11 protein-coding genes are annotated in these 17,401 nt (G+C 45.7%); all 11 read right to left on the bottom strand.

Annotated elements, in window-relative coordinates; genetic code table 11:
• Positions 1 to 16: 16 nt before the first annotated feature.
• The gene (gene treC, locus MKY85_RS12590) at positions 17 to 1,738 is read right to left on the bottom strand and encodes an alpha,alpha-phosphotrehalase (RefSeq protein ID WP_342572731.1); all 1,722 of its coding nucleotides are present in this window, start codon (positions 1,736 to 1,738) and stop codon (positions 17 to 19) included.
• 376 nt (positions 1,739 to 2,114) lie between these two features.
• Complete coding sequence (gene dctA, locus MKY85_RS12585; protein ID WP_342572730.1) at positions 2,115 to 3,470, bottom strand: C4-dicarboxylate transporter DctA; 1,356 nt, start codon at positions 3,468 to 3,470, stop codon at positions 2,115 to 2,117.
• A 238-nt stretch (positions 3,471 to 3,708) separates the two neighbouring features.
• A complete protein-coding gene (locus MKY85_RS12580; protein ID WP_339242027.1) occupies positions 3,709 to 4,401 on the bottom strand; it encodes a metal-dependent hydrolase in 693 nt (230 codons plus the stop codon).
• Positions 4,402 to 4,497: 96 nt separating this feature from the next.
• Complete coding sequence (locus MKY85_RS12575; protein ID WP_342572729.1) at positions 4,498 to 6,189, bottom strand: alpha-glucosidase; 1,692 nt, start codon at positions 6,187 to 6,189, stop codon at positions 4,498 to 4,500.
• 369 nt (positions 6,190 to 6,558) lie between these two features.
• Complete coding sequence (locus tag MKY85_RS12570) at positions 6,559 to 7,017, bottom strand: VanZ family protein (protein WP_342572728.1); 459 nt, start codon at positions 7,015 to 7,017, stop codon at positions 6,559 to 6,561.
• A 41-nt stretch (positions 7,018 to 7,058) separates the two neighbouring features.
• Positions 7,059 to 7,928, bottom strand: coding sequence for an AraC family transcriptional regulator (locus tag MKY85_RS12565; RefSeq protein ID WP_342572727.1), 870 nt, complete (start codon positions 7,926 to 7,928; stop codon positions 7,059 to 7,061).
• Between the two features lie 264 nt (positions 7,929 to 8,192).
• Complete coding sequence (locus tag MKY85_RS12560) at positions 8,193 to 10,625, bottom strand: glycogen/starch/alpha-glucan phosphorylase (protein ID WP_342572726.1); 2,433 nt, start codon at positions 10,623 to 10,625, stop codon at positions 8,193 to 8,195.
• Between the two features lie 498 nt (positions 10,626 to 11,123).
• The gene (gene glgD / locus MKY85_RS12555) at positions 11,124 to 12,227 is read right to left on the bottom strand and encodes a glucose-1-phosphate adenylyltransferase subunit GlgD (RefSeq protein ID WP_339242018.1); all 1,104 of its coding nucleotides are present in this window, start codon (positions 12,225 to 12,227) and stop codon (positions 11,124 to 11,126) included.
• 26 nt (positions 12,228 to 12,253) lie between these two features.
• On the bottom strand, positions 12,254 to 13,423 hold the full coding sequence (locus MKY85_RS12550; protein WP_339243038.1) for a glucose-1-phosphate adenylyltransferase: 1,170 nt from the start codon (positions 13,421 to 13,423) through the stop codon (positions 12,254 to 12,256).
• Between the two features lie 565 nt (positions 13,424 to 13,988).
• Positions 13,989 to 15,140 (bottom strand): iron-containing alcohol dehydrogenase, encoded by a 1,152-nt coding sequence (locus MKY85_RS12545; protein WP_342572725.1) that lies wholly within the window; start codon positions 15,138 to 15,140, stop codon positions 13,989 to 13,991.
• A gap of 250 nt (positions 15,141 to 15,390) precedes the next feature.
• Positions 15,391 to 17,085, bottom strand: a complete 1,695-nt coding sequence (locus MKY85_RS12540; protein ID WP_342572724.1) for a M3 family oligoendopeptidase — start codon at positions 17,083 to 17,085, stop codon at positions 15,391 to 15,393.
• Positions 17,086 to 17,401 lie beyond the last annotated feature (316 nt).

The raw sequence follows: 17,401 nt of genomic DNA, 5'->3' as shown, positions 1-17,401 counted from the left end.
TATTTATAAAATATGATTAGTCCTGTTGTGGTACAAGCCACATATAGGATGCATACGGACTGAGCAAGATTTCCTGCGTCAGAGCAGGAGCCGCCTCTGTATTACCAATGAGTAATTCAGCTGATTTGCCTGCAATGTGATCATTCCAGACCACTTCCGGAAGCGAGAATGTGACGTCCCGTTTACTGAAGTTGGATACCACAATCAGGGTTTCACTTCCATTGGTCCGTGCGTATGCGAATACATCCGGGTGTGCATCGTCCAAACGTTCATAGAGACCGTCGATCAGCACGTTTACCTGTTTACGCAGGGCAATCAATCTGCGGTAATGGTAGTAGATGGAATCCGGGTCAGCAAGCTGCTGTTCCACGTGAATGGAAGGATACCGCTCATCCACCTTCAGCCAAGGTGTTCCCGTAGTAAAGCCAGCGTTCTGACTTCCATTCCATTGCATCGGTGTGCGGGAGTTGTCCCGGGAACGCTCCTTCACGATCTCGAACGCTTCCTCCGCTGATTTCCCTCGTTCTTCCTGAAGCAAGCGGTACATGTTCGTCGATTCGATATCGCGGAACTCGCTAACGTCATTCCAGACTGGATTCGGCATTCCGATCTCTTCACCCTGGTATACATAAGGCGTACCTTGCATTCCGTGTATCGTTGTCGCGAGCATCTTGGCACTCTCGGCACGATAGTCACCATCATCAGCGAATCGGGACAGTGCTCGCGGCTGATCATGGTTATTCAGGAACAGCGCGTTCCATCCTCCACCCGCCTGCATGCCTGTCTGCCACTCACTGAAGAGCTGCTTCATCGCTTCAAAATCATACGGCATCAGTTCCCACTTCTGACCATTCGGATAATCCACTTTCAGGTGATGGAAGTTGAACGTCATTGAAAACTCCCGGGAAGCCGGGTTCGAATATCGGATACAATGTTCCAGTGTTGTGGAGGACATTTCTCCTACGGTCACCATGTTGTACGGTCCGAATACTTCGTCGTACATCTCGGTGATATATTCATGTACACGCGGTCCATCCGTGTAGTACTTGCGTCCATCACCAGGTGATACGCTGCCATCGTCATCCGGGAAACGCTGATCTTTGGAGATTAGGTTGATCACGTCCATACGGAAACCGTCTACACCCTTTTCAGCCCAAAACTTAATCATATCCCGTACTGCTTTGCGTACTTCCTCATTCTCCCAATTCAGATCTGCCTGCGTTTTATCAAATAAAGTCAGGAAATATTGTCCCGTCTGTTCATCATACTGCCAAGCAGGTCCACCGAACTTGGATTGCCAGTTGTTCGGCACACCGCCATCCGGGGCAGGATCTTTCCAAATATAATAATCCCGATACGGATTATCCTTGGAAGAGCGGGATTGCTGGAACCACTCATGATCGGTCGAAGAGTGATTCACCACGATATCAATCATCAGTTTCATATCGCGAGCCTTCAGACCTTTCAACAGCTCGTCAAAATCCTCCATCGTCCCATAATCCGGATTAATCCGGTAATAGTCCGCTACGTCATATCCATTATCATGTTGCGGGGATACATATACCGGCTGCAACCACACAATATCGATACCCAGATGCTGCAAATAATCAAGCTTCTCGGTTAATCCACGAATATCTCCGGTACCCGATCCGGTTGTATCATTAAAACTCTTCGGATATACCTGATACACCGTTGATGTCTTCCACCAAGATGACGGAGTTGTATTGTTAGAACTCATGTTAACGCCTCCAATAAATTGTAATGCTCTCATGTGATGTTCTCGGTTAACTTCATATCTATATTACATAACTAAACATGTATATACAAGTTGAAACTATAATATGGTTATTCTTCGCCTCTTCTACACATTCCCCATAAACCTTTCCTCTGTAACATTTATTTTGGAATCAGCGTTCGTGAACTCCATGATATCTGTATTGGTACAACAAAAAACCGTCTGTTCTCCCTACATGTGGTGTGGGCAACAGACGGTATATCTTGGTTGAACTTGGTTGAACTTTTTAAATGTACTCTGCTGTTTTTTACTTTTGTAATGGATTGTTATCATAGGGTTGCTGTCACTTGACTTCATCACCACAGCGGAGCCACGCCTCTTATGACATCTCTGGTGAAACGGAAGCTTTCCCTTGTTTGTCCTGCAGATTCAACTTCAGTAAGGAGAGCGCAGCTTGTTCTTCTCTTTCCAATTCAGCAGCACTGATCTCCCCAGACAGCACGGCACGCATTCGCTTTTGATCCAACAAACCTTCCCATTTTGCAACCACGAATGCTGCAACACAGTTGCCCATCAGGTTTGTGAAAACACGCATTGTATCCATAAAACGGTCTGCACCAAGCAGCAGAGCAACCGCTGCTACCGGAAAAGCATTGACGGCTACTGCCGTTGCGGACAGGGCCAGAAATGCGGAGCCAGGTACTCCTGCCATACCTTTGGAACTTAACATTAACACCAGCAGAATCGTAATCTGCTGCATCAATGTCAATTCAATCCCTACGGCTTGAGCAACAAATACCGTTGCCAATGATAAATAGATTGAAGCGCCATCCAGATTGAACGAGTACCCCGTCGGCACCACAAGACCCACAACCGCACGATCGCATCCCGCCTTGGTTAGTTTGTCCATCATGCGTGGCATCACCACTTCCGATGATCCTGTTCCAATCGCCAGCATAACTTCAGCACGGGTATACTTCACAAATTGCAGGAAATTCAGCCCGGTGATCCACCAGGCAGCGAGTGCCAACATGATGAGAAACAACAGTGCTGCACCGTAACAGGCCAGAATCAACAGACCAAAGGACGACAATGTGGAAGCCCCATAGGCTCCTACCGTGTAGGCCATGGCTCCAAATGCACCAATCGGTGCAAGTTTCATGATATAACCGATGATGCGGAACACAATGCCGAGCAAGTTCTCAATCAGCGTCAGTACATTTTCTTTTGCCTTACTCTCCGTTGCTGCCAGCGCAACCCCGAACAGGCAGGCTACGAGCAGTACTTGCATAAGTGCATTCTGTGCGAAGGCATCCACAACACTTGTCGGAATAATATTCATAATAAAGTCGACCGTGTGCGGTAACTCGGAACCATTCGTTTTCGCTTCAATGCCACTTGCGTCTATGGTTGAAGGGTCTACGTTCATTCCAGCCCCTGGGCGAAGCAGATTGGCTGTCCCCAATCCAAGCACCAACGCCACTGTAGTTGCAATCTCGAACCACACGATGGCTTTCAGTCCGATACGACCAACCGACTTCAGATCACCAATCTTGGCAATGCCTGTGACAATCACCATGAATATCAATGGTGCGATGATCATTTTGATCAATTTGATGAACCCTGTTCCGAGCGGTTGCAGCAAGCTGCCCAGATCCGGCCACAGGATGCCTACCCCAATCCCGATGATTACCGCGACAATAATTTGAAAGAAAAGTGATTTCACAAATGACATGAACGCTCCCCCTGTTTGCGGTCAATTCGGATTTCCGTTTGGTTTCCGTGTAACTTTTTATATCATTCCACACCAGAGTTCAACAATGGAATTTTAATGTTTTTGTCATTTGTACCAACTCTATCGGTGAAAATTGAACCTGAAACCGAAAAAAGACGAATATCGCGTCAGTTATCTTGACGTGATATTCGTCTTTATCCAAAAATACAATTATTATTGAACAGGGGTTAAATGTGGTTTACAGGGTAAGAGAATCTCCCGGGGCCAACACACGCCCTTCCAACCCTTTTGCAGCCAGCTGTTGCACGAAGTGTTCCGCATCCTGACGAATCACCGGGAATGTATCATAATGAACCGGAATCGTCAGTTTGGCATTGAACCATTCGGCCGCTTGCAGTGCATCCTCAGGTCCCATGGTGAAATGTCCACCGATCGGCAAGAAAGCTACATCAATGTCATGACGATCACCAATCATTTTCATATCCCCGAAGAGACTCGTGTCTCCTGCATGCAAAATCGTTTTACCACCAATAGTAATGATATATCCAGCAGGCAAACCTGCATACATAATCCGTTGTTCTTCTTCCAGCACAATCCCGGAAGTATGGAACGCCTGAATCATTTTGGCTTGAGCAAAGCCAAGATCCACCGTTCCGCCCATATTCATGCCGAGTGTATCCAGACCTTTCCAGGACATATATGTAGCCAATTCCACAATAGCCACAACTTTGGCGTTATTCGCTTTGGCGATAGGTTCAGCATCGAGGATGTGATCCATATGTGCATGTGTCAACAATACAACATCGGTCTTGATATCTTCAGGCTTCGTGACGGCAAGCTCGTTGCCACGCAGGAAGGGATCAATGATCAGTGACTTTTCTTCTGTGCCCAGCTGTACACTGGAGTGACCATGGAACGTAATATTCAACAACTCGGATTCCTCCCGACATATGTTTTGATTATTTTGAAACCACTATTGATTATAAATCATAGCTCTTCACCAACGCAAAAATGGATAACTTCCGTCTCACTGCTTCCTACGATATAGCCTTGCTTCATATGGTTGAAGCTGAATGGCACCTTCATCGGTAGAATAACGTCTGCTGACATTGCTGATGATCAGTTTTGCTTTCTCAGCACCCCACCCTTCAGGCCACTCCATCTCAGGTTCATGCCCACGGAAATTCAGAATGACCAACATCTGCTCATCATCCAGCGTTCGTGTATAGGCATAGATATCCGGATCATCCGGCAGTAGTAGTTCATACGCGCCATAGATCAGCACTTTATGTTGTTTGCGAAGTGCAATCAGCTTTCTGTAATAATGCAAAATGGATTGTGGATCACTTTCGGCATCAGCTACGTTAATCTCAGGATAATTATCATTCACCTGTATCCAGGGCTGACCTTGGGTAAATCCAGCGTGTTCCGTATCATCCCATTGCATTGGCGTACGGGCATTATCGCGACTCTTCAGCCAAATCGCCTGCATGACTTCATGCTTCGACTTACCTTGACCAATGTAATGATTATAATAATTTTTCGTCTCAATATCCCGGTATTGCTCGATATTCGGAAAAGCGACATTGGTCATGCCGATCTCTTCTCCCTGGTAGATATAAGGTGTTCCTTCAAGTGTAAGCATCCACGTGGCCAGCATCTGAGCAGAACGCACTCGATATTTACCGTCATCACCAAAACGGGAGACCGGGCGTGGCTGATCATGATTGCCCATATAATTGGCGTTCCAGCCTCTACCATGCAAAACCGTTTGCCACCGGCTCATGATTTCTTTGAGATCAGTCAATTTCCATTCCTTGTAGTTCCACTTACCAATTCCGGAAGATTTGGCATCGATAAACATATGCTCAAACTGGAATACCATATTAAGTTCATCACGATCAGTCCCCACATAAGCCAGCGCTTGCTCAGGCCCAAGTCCCGAAGTCTCGCCAACCGTCATAGGTCCGTATGGTTTCAGGATCATGTTATTCAGCTTTTTCAGAATCGAATGGACTTGTTCCAGGTTGGAAAAGAGCTGATATGCCGGAACCACTGGCAGATTGTCCGGATTGTGGGCACTTGGCAGCCCCTCTGCCTTGGCGATATGCGCCACTGCATCGAAACGGAATCCGTCTACCCCTTTTTCCAGCCACCAATGAACCATCTCATACATCTCTTCCGCCATCTGTTCATTGTTCCAGTTGAGGTCGGGTTGCTGTTCCGAGTATAGATGAAGATAATACTCATTCGTTTCGGCATCATGCTTCCACACTGAACCTCCAAAATAGGATTCCCAATTATTCGGCACCTGGCCATTTTTGCCTGAACGCCAAATATAATAATCCCGCTTCGGATTCATCTTTGTCGACCGCGATTCGGCAAACCAGGCATGTTCATCCGACGTATGATTCAACACCAGATCCATCATGATCTTGAGACCACGCTTATGTGCCTCTGCCAAGAGTCGATCAAAATCCTCCATCGTGCCATACTTGCGCAGAATGGCGTAATAATCACGTATGTCGTATCCGTTATCATGTCCTGGTGAATCATAGATGGGACAGAGCCAGATCACATCCACGCCCAAATTCTCTAAATAATCGAGCTTCTCACATATCCCCTGCAAGTCGCCATATCCGTCTCCGTCCGAATCCTTGAAGCTGTTCGGGTAAATCTGGTATACCACACTCTCTTTCCACCAAACGATATCGCCCACCTCGCTTTCATCTTTGTACTATATATAAATTGAACTAAAGGATATTTACACTGGACACTCCGATGAGAGAACAACCTTCCAATCGCTGTTATCCCCAGATTTTATGAATTACCCCAATAAGGGGAAAATCCAGGTATAGCCTATGCTTCCGATGCAGCTTTCTTTCAGAAAGCTTTTAGGCGAACGCGTTCGCTTCTTCAGGTTATTTCTGTCCTCTCCGTTTCGTGTAAATGTAGTTCAATTTATATATATAATCTCTGTATACGATATAAATAAGCCGTTAATATGTTTTATCCGAAATGATTCCCTTGTAAACATATGAAAGGGTTCTTATGCAAAAAGACTCGGTCATGGACCGCGATCTGCGGCTCAATTCCGAGTCTTTCCTGGTGATAATAAGAATAGCTTAAATCCGGCGTAACCAATCCAGGCACCGACTGTGTTCAGAATAATGTCATCCACATCGAACGAACCTACACTTGTAATCAATTGGATGACTTCAACACCAAGCAGAAGCAAAACAACTGTGGATGTGAAGATCAGGAACGAACGACACCTCCGAAACAACCAGGGAATCCAGATGCCCAGTGGAATGAACAATACGATATTGCCGAACAAATTCTTGACCCAGGCATCTGTATGGTACCTCTCCCTCTCCAATAGAAGTGGCCGAATGGTCTCAAAGGGGACGAGATTATATTGATAATACAAGCCTTGCGTTCGTCCACTGACAAACAGTAAATTGCCCATGATCAATACGTATAACACTGCCATGAAACCAACCGTTGCAAGTATCCACTTGGAGTGGAGCCACGACTTTTCGTTCATTCCCTCTATCCTCCGACCTTGTTTTCCGCGAAGCGGTAGGTCTATTTTAACGGGATATAGATCTTCATGTCCAATTGCTCAGGGGTCGATTTCCAGACATCCGTCACTTCAAAGTCTGGTCCTTCCCTCCGTTCATAGTTCGACTGTGGCAGCCAACTGCCATAGATCATTTTCCTGATATCCTGCCCTGAGCCTTCCACGGTGAACTCTGCATACAATCCTCCCGGAATTTCAATCGAGGTAAAACCGGGTTCAAGCACCTGAGATGCTCCACCGCTCTCTTCACCCACAATAAAAGAAAATGCTCCATCCTCTTCGAAATGACAAGCCACACCATAAGCCATATCAGGGCGTGTCCTCTCCGGGATCCCCATGAATCTCTGTTCCACACCAAAATCGTGATAAAATCCAGGTATTTCAGCATAATGCTGATTGTCATTCAGGTTGGTCTTATATTCATAGCCGGCAATCCAGTTCGGTTCCCGTGTGACCAGACGGGGTGTGTTCATATGGAATGTTCCATTAAGCGAAGTTCGATAATCATTGAAATCAATGCTCTGTTGCATCTTCAAAAGAGACAACTGATCCGCTTCCAACTTGCGCAGCTTCGCGGGTGTCATTCCAAAGTAGGCTGAAAATGCACGGGTAAACGCCTCCTGAGATCGATAGCCAAAGTTCATCGCAATATCCAATATGCCTTCCGACGAGCCCCGCAGCATCCCGGCAGCTTCCGTTAATCTTCGTCTGCGCACATATTCCAGTACAGTGAATCCGGTGATCGCCTGAAATAAACGTTGAAAATGAAACGCCGAAAAGCTCGCAGCAGCAGACGTCTCTCTGATATTAAAATCATCCTGCAAATGCTGCTCCAGATACTCAATCGCAAGCTGAATTCGTGTGTAATGATCCATAACATCGTGTCCCCTATCTCATTCGAAATATCAAACGATTTCTTATGTAGTATGACTGAGAATCAGATCTTTTTTTTGATTTTGAGTGCGAACTTGTTCGATGAAAGATACGCGAGTTGCGGTTCTCTTCAAGTTGATGATACTATGAAACACTGTATGCCAAAATCCCCTTGCTCCACAAGGAGATGTTTAACTCTGCTGATTGATTAACCAGTAGAGATCACTCTTGTGAACAAGGGGACCTATTTGTCTAGAAATCTATGCTCAACCTTTCCAGTTCCCCGACACGGGATGAATACCCCAGATATCTGTGGCATACTCACTAATGGTACGGTCACTGGAGAATATACCGGAATGCGCCGTATTTAATATCGCTTTTCGAGTCCAGCCCGGAATATCCCGATACGCCTGGTCAATGGCAGCATGCGCATCTGCATAAGCAGCAAAATCACGCAATACAAAGTATTCGTCACCATGAGCTAACAAGGAGTCATAAATATCCCAGAACTCCCCGTCACGATAACAGAATGCACCTGGATGCACCAATTGCTCCACTACCTCGCGAATACGTTCATCATGCTGCACAATCTCATTTGGACGATAGCTGCCGGAACGATAATACTCAAGCACTTCGTCTGCACGCAGACCATAGATGAACATATTTTCCTCTCCAACTTGCTCTGCCATCTCCACGTTGGCTCCATCCATCGTGCCAATCGTCAAAGCACCGTTCATCATAAACTTCATGTTGCCCGTACCGGACGCTTCCTTACCTGCGGTTGAGATCTGTTCACTAACATCCGCAGCAGGAATGATTTTCTCTGCAAGAGAGACGGAATAGTTCTCGAGGAAAAATACCTTCAAGCGATCATTCACGGCCGCATCCCGATTCACCGTATCAGCGACGGTGTTGATCAGCTTGATAATTTTCTTGGCAAAATAATAACTCGGCGCTGCCTTGGCACCAAAGATGAACGTACGCGGTACCATATCAAATGAAGCATCATTCTTAAGTCGATTATACAGATGCATGACATGCAGAATGTTTAACAGCTGCCTTTTGTACCCATGCAGTCTCTTCACCTGTACATCAAAAATGGAATCGGGGTTCACTGATGTCCCGGTATGGTCCAGAATATACGCAGCAAGCCGCTCTTTGTTATCCCGCTTAATCAAACGGAACTGCTCCTGGAATGATGCACTATCCGCAAAGCCAGCCAACTGGTCCAGCTTGCCCGGCTCTGTAATCCATTCGTTACCGATGGTATCCGTAATCAGATCCGACAGTTTAGGATTGGCATGCATCAGCCAGCGGCGATGGGTAATCCCATTGGTTTTGTTATTGAAACGCTCTGGATACAGTGCATAGAACGGAGCCATCTCGCGCTCTTTCAAAATCTCGGTGTGCAATGCAGCAACACCATTCACGCTATGACTGCCTACAATGGCCAGATGCGCCATCCGAACCTGATCATTCGCAACAATCGCCAGATGCCCTATACGATCCTGATCACCCGGATACCGATCCAGCAGCATGCCACAGAAGCGTTTATTGATCTCTTCAATGATCATGTAGATTCGCGGCAGCAGCTTGCTGATCATGGCTACAGGCCATTTCTCAAGCGCCTCACTCAGTGTTGTATGATTGGTATACGATACAGTACGCGTTGTGATGTCCCATGCTTCATCCCAGCCATAACCCTTCACATCAATCAGGATGCGCATCAGTTCCGGTATAACCAAAGTTGGATGTGTGTCATTAATGTGGAAGGCCACTTTATCTGGCAAACGATCATACGGTAGCTCCAGCTTGTTAAACGTACGCAAGGCACTCTGTACACCTGCTGAACACATGAAGTATTGCTGCTTCAACCGCAGCAGCTTTCCCTCGTACTGGGAATCATCCGGATACAGGAATTCGGAGATCGATTCAACGGAACGGCTATAATCCAGATAACCGTAGTAGTTCGATGGGGTGTCAAGTGAAGTTTCACGCTTCGGTTCAGCACTCCATAGCCGCAATGTGTTCACATGCGTTTGACCATAACCGATGACAGGCACGTCATAGGGAATGGCTACAACCGCTTCGGCATCTTTGGTAACAAATTGATATTCCCCATCTTGCTCGTGAGCTTCTACACGGCCCCAGAACTGCACTTCCACTTTTTTGTCTGGACGGCGGACTTCCCATTCATTGCCTTTATCCAGCCAATTGTCGGGTAACTCTACCTGATTGCCATTGATGATTTTTTGCTCAAACAAACCGTATTTGTACCGAATGCCACAACCATGTCCTGCATATCCGAGTGATGCGAGTGAATCCAGGAAACAGGCAGCGAGTCGTCCCAGACCTCCGTTACCGAGTCCTGCATCCGCCTCCTGTTCTTCTACCTCTTCCAAGGAAAAACCCAGCTCCGCCAGACTATCACGGACGAGTTCCAACTCGTTTACATTCAGCAGATTGTTGCCGAGCAGACGTCCAATCAGGAATTCCAGCGAGAAGTAATAGACCTGTTTATCCTGGCGCTGCTTGAACCCCTGATTCGACGCTGCCCAATCCTGTCCTGCATATTCACGAATCATGCTTCCCAGTACATGGTACACGTCTTCCTGTGTGGCTTCTTCAATCGGTTTGCCCAATTTGCTGACCAGATTCCGTGTAAAAATACTCTTGAACGTTTCTTTGTTGTCAAACAAAAGTAGGTTCCTCCCGGGGAAACCCTGCAGGATGATGGCGGTTCATACACTCCGTTGCTCAACATTGTGCAAAGTGGCCGTTACGGTGACGAATCGTTCTTATGATCGCTGTTGTCTCCAAATTTTCTCGATTACCTATATACATTGAACTAATAATATTCACACTGGCCACTCCGATGACAGAATAACCTTCCGATCACTGTTATCCCCAGATTTTTTTGATTCCTTTTTTTAAAAGGAAAAATCCGGGGATAAAGGCGAACGCTCCGCTTCTTCAGGTTCTTTCTGTCCTCTCCGTTTTGTGTAAATGTTTAAGTTTAATTTATATAGTAAAAGGTTGAAATTTGGAGACAATATACGCTTCTTCAGAATCGATTTCGTCCCCTTTACTTACTGCTAGGCTCTTTACCAAACAACTTACGTCTACGAACCTTAAATCCATCCTACAGAATTTTTATTTTATATATATTTATAGAAGATATCGGTTACGTGTGGGCTTTAGATAATAGTGCTTTTCGCTAAAATGTATGGATTCGACCGGTCACCGATCAGCGTCTGCCCTCCGGTCAGCTTCACGTCTTTATCCAAAATGACGTTTTCAAGCACTGTCCCTTCACCAATGTAACATTTCTGCATGATGATGGAACCTTTGATTTTGGCACCTTTGGCCACCTGTACACCACGGAACAGAATACTGTCCTCCACCTCTCCACCCACAATGCAACCGTTGGCAAGGAGGGAATGTTTAACATTCGCGGTATCCAGGTATTTGGCAGGCGCTTCATATTTGATTTTGGTTTGGATCGGATCTTCCTTGAACAGTTGTTCATATTGCCCTGTGTTCAGCAGATCCATACTGTTGCGATAATAACTGTCAATGGAATTGATGACTGCGTGATAGCCATCATATGCATACGCAGCGATATTCAATCCATCCGGATTTTTTTGAATCACATCCCGGAAGAAATGGCTCTCGCCATGATCAATGCATCGTTGTACCTGGCGCAGGAACAATTCTTTTTCCATGATGAAAATTTCTGTATATATATTCGGGTGATTAGCGCTTTGGTGAATGTCCACCACGTTACCGTCACCGTCATGGTCAACTTTGACACAGGCGTCATGCTCAGGCAGCAGTTGATCCACTTTTTTGCAGACCAGTGTAACGTCCGCTCCTTTGCTGATGTGATACCTGTAGACATCCTGGAGGTCTGCTTTGGTCACATGGCGACTACCTGCATGCACAACATACTGTCCTGCACCTCTGTGGAAAAAGTCCAAATTATTATGAAAATGCTGCAAATCCCCCTGTGATGTGTCTGTTGGATCGTTCCAGTCTGGTGGCAAAATAAACATGCCCCCATGCTTACGATCCAGATCCCAGGGCTTCCCATCACCAAGATGGTCCATCAACGAGCGATATTTTCGCCGTACAAATACACCTATACTCTCAATCCCTGCATTCATCATATTGGATAGAACAAAATCGATCAGACGGTAACGCCCGGCATAAGGCACCGCGGCTCCGCAGCGAAAGTACGTCAATTCCTTCAATTCCTCAAGTTCATGGTCAAGGTTAATAACTCCAATCAATTGTTTCATCGCATGCACCGTCCTTTTGACTTCAATTAGGCCTTGCTGGTTATTCCTTGGCGAAGCTGACGTTCCAGTTCTTCCTGATCCACGAGCAATATATCACTCTCATCTTCCGGTGCAGGCGAAATCTGTGTTCCATCGGGAATAACCAATCCTTCTGCGATAATAGCTCGGTAAATGCGCACATTTTGCCCGATTTTCACTCTTGGCATGATGACCGAATCGATAACAGCGCTGTTCTCCCCAACGTCTACCCCGTAGAAGAGGACGGAATGGTTGACCTCGCCGTGCACAATACTGCCTTCACTAATAATACAATTGCGAACCTTCGCCGAAGGTGAGATGTATTGTGCAGGTTGGTTCGGATTACGTGTAAAGATACGCCAGTCCGGATCATTCAGATTAAACGGTGTGTCTTCGTCCAACAGGTCCATATTGGATTCCCACAGACTGCGAATGGTACCTACGTCTTTCCAGTAACCTTCAAATGGGTATGCATATAAGGATTTTTCGTTTTCAAGCAATAAAGGAATAATATCTTTACCAAAGTCATAGGAGGTGGATGCCTGTTGTTCATCCTGGATCAGGAAACGTTTCAGTACATCCCACTTGAAGAGATAGATACCCATGGAAGCGAGTGTGCTCTTGGGTTCAGGAGGTTTTTCTTCAAATTCATAGATGCTATAGTCATCGTTGGTGTTCAGCACCCCGAATCGGCTGGCTTCTTCCAATGAGACATCAATGACCGATATGGTGCAATCCGCATCTTTATCTTTGTGATACTGGAGCATTTTTTCGTAGTCCATCTTATAGATATGATCCCCTGACAGAATGAGCACGTGCTCAGGATCGAATTGTTCAATAAAGTTCAGGTTACGGAAAATGGCATCTGCTGTACCACGGTACCAACTGCTTCCGTCTTCACGTTCATGGGGAGGAAGTACGTATACTCCGCCATTTTTACGGTCCAGATCCCAGTCACTGCCGATACCAATATAGGAGTGCAGGACAAGTGGTTCATATTGAGTTAATACGCCCACTGTATCAATACCCGAGTTAGAGCAGTTACTTAGCGGAAAATCAATAATTCGGTACGTACCGCCAAAATATACTGCCGGCTTAGCCAGTGATTTCGTTAATCCTTTTAACCTCTTCCCTTGCCCTCCGGCAAGTAGCATCGCTACAACTTCTTTTTTCGCCATCATTACAGCCTCCTCCACGTGCATTCGTTCTGATTCATTTCAGAGCCCATAATCGATATTCTGTTGTGTGGACACTGTTGTCATGATTAGGAGCATGCTGTACAGATGTGTAACCAGATGAGTCTTATTGCAGTTGAACTTGTTTGATTGTGAAGCCTGAGATAGAGATGATGCGGTGTAGAATTGCCTTGACTGACTTACAGAGGTGAATGTTAAATGAAGAACTTAAGATGTAGCTCGTGAGCAATGAAATAGAATACTCCTATTTAACATTAAACACGAAACGGACTGGGGAATCTTACTGGAAAACATCGACATCAAGTTTCGGGTAAGATTACCCTTTCTCTAGCCGCTGTTATTCATATTGTATTCGATAATAGAGAAGCAAAATCCTTTAGTTTTTGTGCAATTATTAAGTGGAAAAATAAGTAAAAATATCGAGTTTACACGACAAAAAAGCCGACTTTCGATCTCGGCTCATTTTGTCTATTATTTTTGAATTGGATAATCCGTGATCCTCAACATCAATAGGATCGTACTTTGACATATCCGTTTCTGAAAAAGTCTATATAATTTTGCGGAATAGCTCCATCACTTCGTCCTTGGACGGTTGATAGGGATTGCCTGGTGCACAGGCATCTTTCATCGCGTTATCGGCAAGCAGTTCCACATCCGGATCTTTCACACCCAGCTCAGACAGTTTCTCAGGGATGCCAACTTCCTTCGATAGCTGACGGATGGCCCCAATAACGTAATCGGAACACTCCTCATCACTTCTACCCTTCACATCCATACCAATCGCTTTGGCAATGTGACGGAATTTGCCCGGTACATGCTTGGCATTCAGCTCCTCCACATAAGGGAGTAACATGGCGTTGCATACCCCATGCGGCAGATCATATACGCCACCCAGTTGATGCGCCATCGCGTGGACATAACCTAGACCCGCATTATTAAAAGCAATCCCGCCAAGGAAACATGCGTACGTCATATGTTCCCGCGCTTCCAGATCACTGCCGTCCCTCACGGCTCTTGGCAAATATTCAAAGATCAATTCAACAGCTGCTGCAGCTGTCGCACTTGTCACTGTAAATCCACCAGGCGTCACCATCGCTTCCACGGCATGGGTTAAGGCATCCATTCCCGTAGCCGCTGTGAGACTTGCTGGCTTGCTGAGCATCAACTCCGGATCATTAACCGACAGGGAGACCAGACTATTACGGTCCACCATTACCATCTTTACTTTACGTTCCTCATCTGTAATCACGTAGTTCATTGTCACCTCACTCGATGTGCCAGCCGTTGTGTTAAAAGCTACAAGTGGCACGGACTTATGTTTCGATTGATGCAATCCTTCATATTCACGGATATGCCCACCGTTGGTAGCCACAATGCCAATACCTTTGGCAGCATCCTGTGGTGAACCTCCGCCTATCGATATAATGGCGTCACAGCCATGATCTTGGAATAATCGATGTCCGTCATGTACATTCTGACATGTTGGATTAGGCTGAACCTCATCATATACGACATAGTCTAACCCTGATTTTCTTAATATAGACAGTACCTGCTCTGCAACGCCTGAAGTTATCAATTGACGATCACTCACGACCAGTGCTTTGCAGATACCCATCTGTCCAATCATCTGGCTTGCTTCCTGTAAACAACCTCTACCCATCAAGTTCACGGGCGGAACATAATATGCATGTGTTGCCATCTGAACCAGCCTCCTGTAACCCCTGATTTACTATCTACATTGTAACTGAATCCGTTTTCAGATATAGTGAAATAAATCACAATGGACACGATAAATGTTACATTAAGGTTTATTTTTACCCGTAATGAAAAAAGACGACCCGGACACCCGAAGGTATCCAAGCCGTCTTGCCTATCAATCTTAAAGCTTTATCCACTACTTATACCTTACGAAGGAACTTTCATAGAAACATCCTTATCCTTACGAAGGCTTAAAGCGCCTTATCGTTCACACCGTCAAGCCATGCCTCAATATCTCCAATTACGGAGGAAACACAACCGTCCTCAAATGGTGAGTTCAATCCAGCCAGTTCAACCAATCCTGTGAAGGACAAACTTCCTCCCGCTTTGCACAATGTCAGGTAATCGGCCCATGCGGACTTCAAATCTTCGTTGCTGCGTTTCCAGAACTGGAATGCACAGATCTGTGCCAACGTATAGTCAATGTAATAGAACGGCGATGAGAAAATGTGACCCTGCTTATGCCAGAAACCACCCTGCTCCAGATAAGCATTATCTTTGTAATTGATGTGTGGCAGATAGGTCTTCTCAATGTTACGCCATGCCTGCTTACGCTCCGTTGGTGTCGCATCCGGGTTCGCATATACAAAATGCTGGAATTCATCCACAGCTACACCATACGGAATGAACAACAAACCGGAAGACAGGTGGTCAAACTTGTATTTGTCCGTATCTTCCTTGAAGAACAATTGCATCCAAGGCCATGTGAAGAACTCCATACTCATGGAATGAATCTCAGCCGATTCATATGTCGGCCAGTTGTATTCAGGCACTGCAAAATCACGGCTCTCATACACCTGGAAAGCATGACCTGCTTCATGTGTCAATACATCGATATCACCGGATGTACCATTGAAGTTGGAGAAGATAAATGGCACTTTGTAATCGTTCAGGAACGTACAATATCCGCCGCCTTGTTTACCTTTTTTGCTGACCAGATCCATAAGCTCGTTGTCGGTCATCATCTGGAAAAATGCATCCGTCTCTGGCGATAATTCAGCGTACATTTTTTTACCATTCTCAATAATCCATTCCGCATCACCCTTAGGTGTCGGGTTACCTGTCTTGAAGCTGAAGCCCTGATCGTAATAATACAGTGTATCCACATCAATCCGATTACGCTGGCGCTCTCTGAGCTTGGTCGCTACAGGTACAATATAATCGCGAACTTGGGCCCGGAAGTTGGCTACCATCTCTGCGTTATAATCCGTACGGTTCATGCGATCATAGCCGAGTTCCACATAGCTTGGATATCCCAGTTTTTTCGCAATCTGTGTACGCACTTTAACCAGTTCATCGTAAATACGATCGAATTCAGCCTCATGCTCAGCCATGAACGTGTATCTGGCTTCCGAAGCCCGCTCACGCATGGAGCGATCCGTGGACAGTTCAAATGGATGAAGCTGTGGCAACGTGCGCTCTTCACCTTCGAACGGAATTTTGGCCGAAGCGATCAGCTGATTGTATTCTGTGGAAAGTTTGTTCTCCTTCTGGAGTTCTTCAATGATTTCCGGGCTGAATGTTTTCAGTGAAAGATCCGCCAGTTGGAACAGCTGTGAACCCCATTTTTGCTCCAATTCATTGCGGAATTTCGAGTTAACCAGTGCACGGTAAAAATCCGTAATATATTCCTGCACAATGGGTGCATTTTCATCCAGAAATTCGTTCTCCGCTTTGTAAAATTCATCATTGGTGTCAATGGAATGACGGATGTAGACCAATTGGGCTTGCGTCTCAAAATCACTGCGCAGCGCATTAATCTGATCCATGAACCCACTCTGTTCCTCAACCGTTGTCGCAGCTTCAAAACCGCTCAACAGCTCACGGAAAGATGTCTTGATGTGTTCCAGATTCGGACGTGTATACGTATACTCACTAAATTTCATTTATGTACACCCTTTCCTGTTTGGCAGAATCTCGAGAGTATCCCGAGTTAAACTAACCCCTATTATACAAAAGAGCAGCTAAAAAATCCCATCTTTACGAAAAATATTTGTCCATCGGTCAAATTTGTACAACATTGTTGGCTACATATATTACGTGCTAATGTAAGGTCATTTCTTAAAAAAACTTTCAAACACAAATAAGCCCGCCTCGCATTAGCGAAGCCAGCTTATAGGTTGTCTCTCTTCTTTTCACATTTAAAAAATACTAGCTTTGGTCTTTATCCATAATCTGATAGAACCAGCCCATTCCGACCAT

The sequence above is a fragment of the Paenibacillus sp. FSL R5-0749 genome (assembly GCF_038595085.1).
Taxonomy (GTDB): Bacteria; Bacillota; Bacilli; order Paenibacillales; family Paenibacillaceae; genus Paenibacillus.
Note: the sequence above shows the minus strand (reverse complement) of the source record. Positions and strands in the feature narration are given on the sequence as shown.